The sequence below is a fragment of the Bacteriovorax sp. Seq25_V genome (genome assembly GCF_000447795.1).
Classification (GTDB): Bacteria; Bdellovibrionota; Bacteriovoracia; order Bacteriovoracales; family Bacteriovoracaceae; genus Halobacteriovorax_A.
Window position 1 is genome coordinate 227,784 of the sequence record NZ_AUNI01000009.1, and the last position, 12,512, is coordinate 240,295.

General features: G+C 35.5%; 11 protein-coding genes. All 11 read left to right on the forward strand.

Annotation, left to right across the window (positions count from 1 at the left end; translation table 11 throughout):
• Nucleotides 1–24 precede the first annotated feature (24 nt).
• The 11 genes from bamA (at nucleotide 25) to M900_RS02415 (ending at nucleotide 12,506) form a co-directional block, all read left to right on the forward strand.
• Nucleotides 25–2,322 (forward strand): outer membrane protein assembly factor BamA, encoded by a 2,298-nt coding sequence (gene bamA, locus M900_RS02365; RefSeq protein ID WP_021273221.1) that lies wholly within the window; start codon nucleotides 25–27, stop codon nucleotides 2,320–2,322.
• 17 nt (nucleotides 2,323–2,339) lie between these two features.
• Entirely contained in the window at nucleotides 2,340–2,840 is a 501-nt protein-coding gene (locus tag M900_RS02370; protein WP_021273423.1) for an OmpH family outer membrane protein, read from the forward strand.
• Nucleotides 2,841–2,924: 84 nt separating this feature from the next.
• On the forward strand, nucleotides 2,925–3,938 hold the full coding sequence (gene lpxD, locus M900_RS02375) for a UDP-3-O-(3-hydroxymyristoyl)glucosamine N-acyltransferase (protein WP_021273343.1): 1,014 nt from the start codon (nucleotides 2,925–2,927) through the stop codon (nucleotides 3,936–3,938).
• A gap of 9 nt (nucleotides 3,939–3,947) precedes the next feature.
• Nucleotides 3,948–4,424, forward strand: coding sequence for a 3-hydroxyacyl-ACP dehydratase FabZ family protein (locus M900_RS02380; RefSeq protein WP_021273555.1), 477 nt, complete (start codon nucleotides 3,948–3,950; stop codon nucleotides 4,422–4,424).
• 14 nt (nucleotides 4,425–4,438) lie between these two features.
• Nucleotides 4,439–5,230 (forward strand): acyl-ACP--UDP-N-acetylglucosamine O-acyltransferase, encoded by a 792-nt coding sequence (lpxA, locus tag M900_RS02385; RefSeq protein ID WP_021273561.1) that lies wholly within the window; start codon nucleotides 4,439–4,441, stop codon nucleotides 5,228–5,230.
• A gap of 7 nt (nucleotides 5,231–5,237) precedes the next feature.
• The gene (locus M900_RS16865; RefSeq protein ID WP_021273523.1) at nucleotides 5,238–6,182 is read left to right on the forward strand and encodes a Gfo/Idh/MocA family protein; all 945 of its coding nucleotides are present in this window, start codon (nucleotides 5,238–5,240) and stop codon (nucleotides 6,180–6,182) included.
• The gene (gene lpxB, locus M900_RS02395; RefSeq protein ID WP_021273212.1) at nucleotides 6,182–7,315 is read left to right on the forward strand and encodes a lipid-A-disaccharide synthase; all 1,134 of its coding nucleotides are present in this window, start codon (nucleotides 6,182–6,184) and stop codon (nucleotides 7,313–7,315) included. The genes M900_RS16865 and lpxB overlap by 1 nt, the downstream gene beginning before the upstream one ends.
• Nucleotides 7,296–8,363, forward strand: coding sequence for a tetraacyldisaccharide 4'-kinase (gene lpxK, locus M900_RS02400; protein WP_021273127.1), 1,068 nt, complete (start codon nucleotides 7,296–7,298; stop codon nucleotides 8,361–8,363). The genes lpxB and lpxK overlap by 20 nt, the downstream gene beginning before the upstream one ends.
• A 20-nt stretch (nucleotides 8,364–8,383) precedes the next feature.
• Nucleotides 8,384–9,472 carry a DUF3108 domain-containing protein gene (locus tag M900_RS02405; protein WP_021273340.1) on the forward strand — a complete coding sequence of 363 codons (1,089 nt, stop codon included), beginning with the start codon at nucleotides 8,384–8,386 and terminating at the stop codon, nucleotides 9,470–9,472.
• A gap of 67 nt (nucleotides 9,473–9,539) precedes the next feature.
• Nucleotides 9,540–10,610, forward strand: coding sequence for a glycosyltransferase family 4 protein (locus M900_RS02410; protein ID WP_021273421.1), 1,071 nt, complete (start codon nucleotides 9,540–9,542; stop codon nucleotides 10,608–10,610).
• A 153-nt stretch (nucleotides 10,611–10,763) separates the two neighbouring features.
• A complete protein-coding gene (locus tag M900_RS02415; RefSeq protein WP_021273186.1) occupies nucleotides 10,764–12,506 on the forward strand; it encodes a 30S ribosomal protein S1 in 1,743 nt (580 codons plus the stop codon).
• The last annotated feature ends 6 nt before the right edge of the window (nucleotides 12,507–12,512 follow it).

Here is a 12,512-nt window from a genome sequence, read left to right on the forward strand (position 1 = left end):
TGGAAAAATAATCACGGAGTATTGATGAATAACTCTCTAATGAGTTCTATTATAATTTCTTTTTTCTTGTCTTTGAATTCGTTAGTTTTCGCTATGGAGCTTGGACCAGAGAAGGATCTTTTTAAAGTTTCAGACATTAAGATTCAAGGTTTAAAAAAAGTTGAAAAGGAAGCAGTTCTTGAACGTATTAGTACGAAGAAAGGGCAGGAGCTTACAAACTATTCTTTAAAGAAAGACATCGAAAAGATTTACAACCTTAAATATTTTGATAGTGTTGAGGCCCATCAAGAGGGTTCTGTTCTAATTTTCAAAGTTAAAGAAAAGCCAATTATTGCTAAAATCGTATTCGAAGGAAATGATGAAGTTTCTAAGGATGATCTGACGGGGCAAATTAAGTCAAAAGAATATTCAATCCTCGACATCAACACTATTAAGACAGATGTTAAGGCCATGCAAAAATTCTACGAAGAAAAAGGTTTCTACCTTGCTTCTGTAAACTATGAATTAAGAAAAGTAGATGATGAGAACGTAGACCTTGTCTTTAAAGTTGATGAGTTTGAAAAAGTTAGAGTAAAGAAGATCTCGTTCCTAGGGACGCAGGCTTTCTCGGATAATGAACTTAAAGGATTAATGGAGACTAGAGAGGAGAGTTTATTCTCTTTTATGTCTGGTTCAGGAAACTTTAAAGAGTTTGGTTTTAGAACTGATATCGAAAGAATTAAATACTTCTATAGAACTAAAGGTTACCTACAAATTAATATTGGTACACCTGATGTTACAGTATCTGAAGATAAGAAATGGGTTTTCGTAACTGTTAAAGTCAATGAGGGTCCTAAGTTTAGCATTAGAGATATCTCTTTCCAGGGTGAAGTTCTATTCCCTGATACGGAGCTAATGGAAAAAATTAAGCTCAAAAATGGCGACGTGTATTCAGAAGAGCTCCTAAGAAATGACGTTCAAACTCTTACGGAGCTATACCAAGACCAAGGGTATGCTTTTGCAAACGTTATTAGAAATCTAAATGTGGTTCCTGGGGAAAACAAAGTAGACGTTGACTTCTCATTTGAGAAAGGAAAAATTGCATACTTTGGAAAGATCTCTGTAAAGGGGAATACTAAGTCTAGAGACAAGGTAATCCGCCGTGAACTTAAGATTAAGGAAGGGGCGAGATTTACAGGAACAGGACTTAGAGAGTCAAAAGAAAATGTTAATCGTCTCGGATTCTTCGAGCCTGGTTCAGTTGTATTTAATACAATTTCTCCTCCTGGTAAAGATGATGTTCTTGACGTTGAGATTACAGTTAAGGAAAAGAGTACAGGTCAGATTTCTCTTGGAGCAGGTTACTCAACTCAAACAGGTGGATTCTTTCAAGCGTCTATTACGCAAAATAACTTTAGAGGTATGGGGCAGCAGCTGTCTTTCTCGACAAGTTTATCAAAGAATCAAAAAAGTTTCTCGCTATCTTTCACAGAGCCATACTTTTTGGATACGAAGTGGACTGCAGGAGGGGAGGTCTTTAAGAATGAAAACAAAGAACTTTCATCATATGACTATAAGAAAGAAGGTTTTGCTCTAAGAGTTGGTTACCCAATTTTTGATTATACAAGGCTATTTACTACCTATAAACTAGAAGAAACTACGCTTGAGAATATCGAGGACGAGACAATTGATGAAGAAGCTGAAAACGGTTTAACTTCATCTGTAAGACTTGCTTTGGTGACGGACAAGAGAAATCACCGTTTTGAGCCAACTGATGGTTACTATATTAATATCGCAACAGAGTATGCAGGTGTTGGTGGTGAGAAGAAATGGTTAAAGAACGAATTTGACTCAAGATACTTTAAGTCTATTTGGGGCGATCTTGTTTTCAGATCAAGATTTTACACATCAAAGCTTGAAGTTGTTGAAGGTCAAAAAATCCCACGTAATGAGAAGTTCTCTCTTGGTGGGGCAAGAAACTTAAGAGGATTCAATATTCAAGATATTGGTCCGAAAAAGATTGTTCTTGTTGATGCAGATGATGACGGCTTAAAGAATGATGAGAAAGAATTTAATTCTGGAGCATTATTTACAGCATACACAACATTTGAATTTGAGCACCCGCTTGCTCGTGAAGCTGGTCTTAAATGGGTTGTCTTCTATGATGCTGGTACTGCTGCTGATTTTAAAGATATTGGTAAGATTTATATGGATTACGGTTTTGGATTTAGATGGTTTTCACCAATTGGTGTGCTAAGATTTGAATTCGGATTCCCTATTAATCCAGATAGTGGTGAAGATGATGGAAGTAAATTCCATTTTGATATAGGTCAATTATTTTAAATATCAGGGAGAAAGATATGAAAAAAATTATTATTGCGCTTACAGTATTAACTGCTACGTCATCGATGGCCTTAACAGTAGGAAAAGTTGATGTACAAAAAGTATTATTAACAATCAAAGAATCTGAATCAATCAGAAATAAATTAAAAGCTGAATTTGATAAGAAACAAAATGAAATCAAGAAAGAAGAAGAAAAGCTTGTAAAAGAAAGAGCTGACTTTGAAAAACAAGCAATGGTAATGAACGAGCAGACAAAGCAAAAGAAAGGCCAAGCTCTTCAACAAAAATTTATGGCACTTCAACAAAAGATGCAAAAGTATCAAGGTGAAATGCAAGATATGGAACAAGAGTTCAAGGCTCCAGTTCTTAAGAAAATTAAAGATGTGGTTGAAGAGATTTCAAAGGCTAAAGGTGTTGAGTTTACTTATGAAGCAGGAACAACTCCACTTTTATACGTAAAAGAAGTTGTGGACTTAACTGCAGATGTAATTAAAGATTACGACAAAAAACATAAATAATATTTTTGAAATATAAAAAGTGAAGGGGAACAAGTTTGTTCCCCTTATGTGTTTTAAGTGACTAAATTAAATAATGGATTATGAATGAAGATTAGTGAAATTTTAAAAATTGATGACGGATTAGAGCTGGTTAATGCAGATGTTGATATTGATATAGAGACTATCTCAACTGTTGATTCGATTGTTGAGAACTCAGTAAGCTTTATTGGTAATAAAAAGTTTTATAATAAATTGGTAGGAAGTTCTATTCTCCCAAAAGTTATTATTTTTGATATCAAATATTTTGAGGAAATCAAGGCAGAGGCTTTAAGTAAATTATGCCAATGTCAAATTTTGACGTCTCGCAATTTACCCGTTTCTATATCTAGGATATCTAAGCCTTTTTATGACAAGAAAATTAAGACCCTTAATTATCAAGTTGATGGAAGAAAACTTGGAACGGCTTCAGTTCATCCTTCAGCAAGAGTTGCTGAAAATGTTTTTATTGGTGAAAATGTAGTAATCGGTGAAGATGTTGTGATTATGCCCTCTGTGACGATTTTACCAAATGTCGAGATATCATCAGGTACAGTGGTTTATCCAAATGTTACTATTTATCCGAACTCAAAAATTGGAGAAAATTGTAGGATTCATGCAGGTACTGTTATTGGCTCTGATGGATTTGGCTATAATTTTGATAAGGGTGAACATTTAAAGATTTGGCACTTTGGGGGAGTTATCATAGAAAATAATGTTGAGCTCGGATCAAATGTTTCTATCGACCAAGGAACTTTTAGTCCAACAATTATAAGGTCTGGAACTAAGCTAGATAACCTTGTTCATATTGCACATAATGTTCAAATTGGTAGTGGTGCAATTCTATGTGGACAAGTTGGAATTGCTGGAAGTGCAAAAATTGGTAACTATACTGTTTTTGGAGGAAAGGCGGCAGTCAGCGATGGTGTAACTCTTGGAAATGGAGTAAAAATTGCTGGAGCTTGTGTTGTTGCTTCTTCGTTTGAAGAAGATGGAATTGCATTGGGGGGACACCCAGCAAGACCATTAAATGAATGGCTTAGAGGTCTTGCATTTATTAGAAAAAACTCAGTTAAGAAGTAAGAGGGATTTATGAAATTATCTAAAGAACAAGTAATGTCGATTCTTCCGCATAGAGAACCATTTCTTTTTGTTGATGAAGTGACAGATATAATTAGTGATTGTCCAAAAGTAGAGAATGCAAGAGATTTAGTGGGTTCTATTGTAAAAGGGACGTATGAAACAAAAGCGGACCATCCAATTTTTGCGGGACACTTTCCTGGAAATCCTATTCTACCAGGAGTTGTACAAGTCGAGATGATGGCGCAATTTACTTCATTTGGTCTTAAGCTCCTTCATCCAGATCTTGAAGAAAAAACATTTGAAGTAGCTCTTTTATCCATTGAAAATGCAAAATTTAGAAAGCCTATAGGGCCAGGTATGAAATTAGATATCGAAACAGTTTGCACGAAGATGAGAACAGGTTTCCTACAAAATGACTGCAAAGTATTTTTTAACGGGGAACTCATGAGTGAATGTTCAGTCTTAGCAACATTTAAAGTTTTTTAATTAAGGAGAAATTTGTGGCAAATATACATCCAACGGCTATTATCGCAGAGGGTGCGAAGCTTGGTGAAAACGTTGAAGTCGGTCCATACTCAATCATTGGGCCAAATGTTGAAATTGGTGATAACTGTAAAATAAGAAGTCACGTTCTAATTGATGGTCACACAATAATTGGAAAAAATAATGATATTTTTCAATATAGTAGTATTGGAGCTGAACCACAGGATACTTCTTATAAAGGTGAGCCAACAAGAACTGTAATTGGTGATAATAATACCTTTAGAGAATATGTTTCGATTCACAGAGGAACATTAAAAGATAAGGAAGTAACAACCATTGGTAGCAACTGTTTGTTTATGGCCCACGTTCATGTTGGTCACGATGGTGTTGTTGGAAATAACGTTATTCTTGTAAACTCTGTGAACCTTGCTGGTCACGTTATAATTGGAGATAGAGTGATTATTGGTGGTGGAACAAATATTTCTCAATTTGTTACCCTTGGAAGAGGGGCTTATATTGGTGGGGCTTCAGCCATTGATAGAGATGTTCCAATTTTCTGTACTGCATACGGAAATAGAATCAAGCTTAAAGGGATCAATATTATTGGTCTTAGAAGACAAGGCTACGAAAAGAGCGTTATCTCTGAGCTCGTAGACTTTTATAGAACAATGGAGTCATCAGTTCTTTCTCCTCGTGCATTTATTGATCACGAAGAGCTAATGGAAGATTACAAAGATAATGTTCTTGTTCAAGAAATGAGAGCTGATATTAGAAAGAGTGAAATTGGTATTGCACCATTTGTTAAATAGGTAGTTTATGACAAAAGTAAAAGTTGCATTAATCGGCTATGGACATCTCGGAAAATGGCATGCACAAAAAGCTCAGTCCCTAGACTCGAGCGAGCTTATAGCAATCGTTGATCCAAGTGAGGCATCCCGTGCTCTTGCAGCAGAAGCTTTTCCTGGTGTGAAGGTTTTAGCTTCACTTGATGAAGTAATAAATGAAATCGATGCCGGTTTAATTGTAACTCCAACGAGTTATCACTTTGCTGTGGCAAAACAATTAATAGCTGCAAAAAAACACGTGTTCTGCGAAAAGCCTGTTACTTCAACACTAGAGCAGGCCCTTGAATTACAAAAAGATTCCCAAGGAAAAAATCTTGTTATTCAAGTTGGACATAGTGAAAGATGTCATCAGTTCTGGGAGCAACTCCCAGAATTTTCATTCGCGCATAAAGAAGCGAAGCTATGTACAATACAGAGAACTTCTCCATTTAAAGGAAGGGCTGCTGATGTTGGAGTTGTCGAAGATTTAATGATTCATGATATCGATCTTATGAGAATGTTCTTTGGTGATCCAAAAAGTGTGAAAGCGGTCGGAGCAAAAGTCATCACAAAAAACTATGATCACGTTAAGGCTATTTTTGATTATGGAGACAAGATTGTAACAATTGAAAATTCTCGAGTAGATGTAAAAGTTGAAAGAAGTGTTCAATTTACATCGGATAAAGGAATCTTGAAGGTTGACCTATTTAATCTTAAAGCTCTTTTTTCTAAGAATATGACTGCTGACGCTGATCAAGTTGTAGAGGAAGTTTCTTACGAGAGAAGAGATCACTTACTTGTTGAACAAGAAAAATTCTATAATTCAATTTTAAATGGGACAGACATCTTTGTTCCCCTTCAAGATGGAATTGATGCTGTTACAATTATTGATGCTGTAAATAAGTCTCTCGCTACAGGAAATGAGGTTTCGTTATAGTGAAAAGTTGTCTTATCATAGCCGGTGAAAAGTCAGGAGAAGAGCACGCTCTTAGTTTCTTTAATCAATTAAAAGAAAAGAACCCTGATTTTTCGTTTTTTGGTGTTGGTGGAGACGAACTCGAAAGTGCTGGACTTGATCTTGTCTATCACTTAAAAGATTTTTCGACATGGGGTATTTCTGAAGCAATCAAAAGAATCCCTTTCTACTATAAGGCCTTAAGCCGAATGGAAGAGGAAGTTGCGAAAAGAAATTGTAAAGTTGCCATCCTAATTGATTTTCAAACATATAATATGAAACTAGCGGAGCGCCTCAAGAAGAAAGGTGTGAAGATTCTTTATTATGTTGCGCCTCAAGCTTGGGCGTGGAAATCATGGAGAACTAAAGTTTTAGAGCGAACTGTTGATACCCTCTTTTGTATTTTACCATTTGAAAAGAAGTGGTTTATGGATAGGGGAGTAAGTAAGGCGATCAGCATTGAACACCCAGTACTTACTCACAATAAAGTCGGAGTTAATGAGTTTAAGAGAGGCGATCTCGATATTGAAAATGGAGTGTTAAAAGTTTTATTACTACCAGGAAGTCGCAACTTTGAAGTAAAAAGTTTACTCCCTCTATTTTCAAAAGTAATTTCTAAGTTAAAAGAAACGAGAACGGTAGAAGTGAGTATTGTGAAGTCGAGCTCCGTACGCACTGAACTTTACGAACCTTATGAAAGTCTATTCAATAGGGTTTATCAGAATGAAGATTTAACGGAAGCTATCAAATCTTCACAAGTTGCACTGGCTTCAAGCGGAACCGTTAATTTAACTTGTGCCTTGTACTCTTTACCTACAGTGGTTGGATACACTGGCTCATTATTAAATCAATTTATTTATCATACATTTGTTTCGTATGATGGATTTATTTCAATTGCTAATATTGTTCACGAAAGGGAAGTCTTTCCTGAGTTTATTGCAGAGAACTTATCTGAATATAATATGATGGAAGCTTTAAAGAAGATTTTGTCTTCTAATAAGGATTACCAAGAAAGAGTTTCTGTTCTCGATGAGACTAAGAAACTTGTTAGTGGAGATGATATTGATATTTCAAGTTATCTCTCGGAGAAGTTAAATGAATCGTATCTCAATTAATTTTAGTAAAATATTTTTCTTTCTTTTTGCTCCAATTAGTATTCTTTGGGAATCAATCTATCGTATTAGAAGGTTCTTCTATGATGTCGGCATAATGAAGAAGAATCGATTTAAAGTTCCAATTATTAGCATTGGTAACTTAACCCTTGGTGGTACAGGGAAAACACCTTTTACTCTATGGCTTGGTCGCTACCTTTCATCAAAGGAAAAAAAGGTAATGGTTTTAACTCGAGGTTATAAAGGAAAATTTGAACACGGTAGTGGAATTATTCGTACAGGTAAGACTATTTCTCAAAATCCTTATGAGTTCGGTGACGAAGCTTTGGTTATCTGTCGAGGTCTCACTAATGCCAGTGTCGTTGTTGGAAAAAAGAGAAGTGAAAATTTAAGACACTACTTTGATCTCGAAAGTCCAGATGTTGTTCTACTTGATGATGGCCATCAGCACTTGAAAATTGAGCGCTCTTTGAATATTTTATTATTTGACTCTTTACTACCAATCGAAAGATATAAAGCTCCGCCACTTGGCTATTTAAGAGAAGGTCTTACCGCATTAAAAGATGCTGATATGGTTGTTCTTGGGAGGGCAGATCTTTGCGAACCCGAGCAAAAAGATAAGCTTATTAAGATGGTTCAGAAGTATACAAATCCTGGAACACCTATAGGAAGTTTTTACTATTCTCCATCAAGCATTAAAGACATTAACTATGTTGAGAAGTTTAGCCCTGATCAATTATCGGGGAAGAAAGTAATCTGTATTTCAGGTGTTGCTTCTCCACATTCATTTTATGAATTAGTTGAGTCTTTAGGTGGACTAATTATCGATTCATATGAATTCAATGATCACCACTTCTATACAAAAGAGGAACTTTTTCCAATCATTGAGCAAGCTGAACGAGAAGATGCTATAATATTGACGACAGAAAAAGATATTGTGAAATTGAGACGTATCGTTGAAAGCTTGAAAATTTTCTTCGTTGAGATTGAAATAAAATTCTCATCAGGACAAGAAGAGTTAGAAAGACTAGTCGATAAAGTAACTTTGTAATTCATTTACAGGTTGTGAATATGTTTAAATTTATATTAGTCGTATCATTGTTTGGACTGATTTCTTCTTGTGCAAGTAAGAATGACTTCACCGAACCGAGTAAGGTCGATCTTGTTAAAGTTTTTGAAATAGACAAATCAAAGCTTGAAAACTTCGAGACAAAGCCCGTTTCTGCTAAAGTTGATAAGAAAGAAAAAAGTAGCGTTGTTAAGTCCAAAAATTCAACTACAAAATTACCAATTAAAAAAGAAACTTCATCTAAAAAGAATAAAGAGTCTGACGTCATTGAAAAAGTTGACCTCGAAGAGACCACACCTGAAGTTGTAAAGCCTGAGAACCACCCTGACTATCCACCAGAGTTTATTAAATATAATACTCAATTTAAAAAGTATTGGGTTGAACAGAAACCATTTTTTAAAGTAGGTGAAAAGTTTAAGCTAAGCGTGTCTTGGTCGATCTTTAAGGCCGGAGATATAGAGTTGGAGACTCTTGGCGAATTAGAAATCGGTGGCCGTAAAGTAATTGGCTTTAAAGCAAAGATGGAGTCTGCAGAGTATTTTGAATCAATCTATAAATTGAAAGACTCTATTGAATCATATGTGACTTATGACAATTTTCTTCCCGTTAAATTCTCAATGCAGCAAAGAGAGTCTGGCCAGTCTGTAGATGATTTACAACTTTTTGATTCGGAAAAACTTAAAACATATTTCTATTATCACCGTTTGAAAAAAGGTAAAAAGAAAGAAATCAATAAAGAAGAGTTTACTCCAAGATTTTTTACAGACTCTTTTTCTGCTCTTCACTTTATTCGCGGAATGAATCTCAATGTTGGAGATGAATTTGTTGTTCCTGTTGTTACTAGGGCCAAAGTTTGGTTGTTGAAGGCTAAAGTTTCTCACTATGAAAATATTGAAATTATGGGAAAGAAAGTGAAGGCTATTCTTATTAAAGCTGAAACTCAATTCCCCGGGGTTCTAAAAAAGAGTGGAGATATTCTTTTTTGGTACTCGGCAGACCCAAGTCATAAAATTTTAAAATTTGAAGCTAAAATAAAAATCGGTACAGTTAAAGGTGAGCTGATAGATTACCAAGAAGGTCGTGTTGATTAATATTTTTAAAATTCAACAGAATATACTTTTTATCTGTCCTTCTACTAATTCAGGAACAAGGGAGCGAATGCTCTTACGCGATAGCTTACTTCTAAAGGAAGTTGGGCATAATGTATTTGTATACTGTATTAAGGATTCTTACCTTGATCAGGAGTGTGTAAGACTTGGCATAAATGTCATCTACCATGTTGGTAAAAGGCCAATGAACGTTTTTAAGTGGCATAAACTCAATACACTTCGTTCATTTTTTAAAAGAGTAGACGTTAATATAGTTCATTGTTATGAGCTAAATTTTCTGTGGCCAGTAGCATTCTTTTTGAGAAAGAAAAAACTTACTCCACTATTTTTTACTCTGACAAATGAAGTAACAAAATTCTACCACCAATTTTGGTATCGACCATTACTTACACGCCTCGATCTTATTTTTATTCCTGTACGTGAGATGATTGATTCTGTCACAACCCATATGGATATTCCGCAGCGAAAAATTTATTTCTCAGGTCTTGGACTTAAAAAAATTAAAAAGTCTTCAGAAGAAAAAACAATGGATAGTAACGTATGGAACTTTTCATGTTGGGTAAATGATCACGAGGAGAGTGGCAAAGAACTTAGTGCATGCTTTGATGCTATCTGGGCCGTTAATACTTCATTTCAATTAAAGAAGATTGCGCATCTACATCTTTATTCTTCAAGAAAATGGGATACCAATGTCATCACTGAGAAGCTTAGGTCTCAAATAAAAAAACTTGGAATTGAGAAGTTCGTTCACTTTCATGAAGACACTAATGTTCAAAATATTACGAGTGATATTTGGATTTCATATAACTCGAATATTCCACTTGAGGACTATACATTGATTGCGATGCTCAAAGGAATTCCTACAATAATGCCTCGCAATGCAACAACAAGTGAGATTTGTCGTTTTTACGAAGGACTAAACCTCACATTTAAAACATCTGATTCCAGGGACTTAAGGTCCGCTATGCAGGAAATTACTTCCAAAATTAGTCGTGGAGCAGAAGCTAAGCTCACCGCTCGAGATGAGCTTTGGATCGAGCATGGAGAAGAGGGATACAAGTATAATCTCTACAAAATCTATGAGAAGCATCTCAATAAGAGAAAACGTTTCTATTCCTGATTTTTACTTTTCAAATGGCCCAAGGCAGTGTAAGATCACGAAATCAAAAAACTAAGGTCCCTTCAGTAGAAGAACTGCGGTCCACGTCTTACGTGGTTTATCAAAAAAAATGAGTCCTATAAAAATTTATAGTGCACTCAAAGAGGTATTTTTATGACAGATTTAAACAAACTTAAGCAATCTTGGATGGCTGATTACGAAGTTGTACTTGGTGAGGACGTAGAAACTCGCGAGACAACAGAATTCTCTACGCTATTAGAAAGTGAAGCGTCTCTTTCATTTAATGAAGGTGAAGTATTCAAAGGTAAGATTGTAAGCATCAACCCTGACTTCGTACTTGTAGACATCGGATACAAGCAAGAAGGTCTAGTACCAGCTAGAGAATTCCAAAACTTTGACGGATCAATGAAAGTTAAAGTTGGTGACACTATTGAAGTTTACTTAGATAAACTAGAGTCACACATGGGTAACCTAGTTCTTTCTATGGATAAAGCTGAAATTCTTAAAGCTTGGGATAAAATTTCTGAAGCTTGTGAAAAAGGTACTCCACTTGAAGGTACAGTTGTTGCAAAAGTTAAAGGTGGTCTATCGGTTGATATCGGTGTTAAAGCGTTCCTTCCAGGATCTCAAATTGACATCAGACCAACTAGATTCCTTGATAAATTCATCGGTAAAAAGATGGAATTCAAAGTTATCAAGTTCAACAAGAAAAGAGGGAACATCGTTCTTTCTAGAAGAGCTATCCTTCAAGAAGAAAGAGGAAAACTTCGTGGTGAAGTTCTTTCTCAAATTGAAGAAGGAATGGTTGTTAAAGGTATCGTTAAGAACATCACTGATTACGGTGCATTCATCGATCTAGGTGGAATTGACGGTCTTCTACACATCACTGATATGTCTTGGGGAAGAGTTAAGCATCCATCAAGCCTAATCAACATGGGTGATGAAATCGAAGTTAAGATTCTTAAGTTTGATAAAGATAAGGAAAGAGTTTCTCTTGGACTTAAGCAAGTTCAACCAAATCCATGGGAAAAAGCTAAAGAAACTTATGTACCAGGTACAAAAGTTAAAGGTGAAATCGTTTCTGTTAAAGATTACGGTGTATTCATCGAGCTTGACGACGGAATCGAAGGTCTTATCCACGTTTCTGAAATGTCATGGACAAACTCTATCAAGAACCCAACTAAGCACTTCAATGCTGGTGAAACAGTAGAAGCACAAGTTCTTGAAGTAGACGTAGAAAACAAGAGAATTTCTCTTGGTGTTAAACAACTTCAAGCAAACCCATGGGATGCTCTAGAAGCAAAATTCCCAGTAGGTTCAAAAGTTAAAGGAACTATCAAGTCTATCGTAGAATTTGGTATTTTCGTTGACCTTGGTGAAGAAGTTGATGCTCTTATCCACGTTTCAGATATTTCATGGACAAAGAAAAATGTTAACCTAAACGAAGAATATAAAACTGGTGATTCAGTAGAAGCAATGGTTGTTTCTGTTGATAAAGAAAACCAAAAATTCTGTCTAGGTATTAAGCAACTTGCTGAAGATCCATGGAAGAAAATCGAAACAAGACTTCCTGTAGGAACTGTTGTTGAAGCTGAAGCTGTAAGAGTTACTGAATTTGGTGTTTTCGTTGAGCTTGAAACAGGAATTGAAGGTCTAATCCACATTTCTGAACTTTCTGAAGAAAGAGTTGAAAAGCCAGAAGATATCGTTAAGAAAGGTGATGCTGTAAAAGCTATGGTTATCTCTCTAGATAAAGATGCGAAGAAAATCGCTCTATCTATTAAAGCTGCTGCAAATGCTGCTTCTAATGGTACTTTCTCTCAAGAGCCAATCAAAACAGCTACTCTTGCTGACAAACTTAAAGGTTTCAACCTTTCTGGTGGTTCAGAAGAATAATTGATA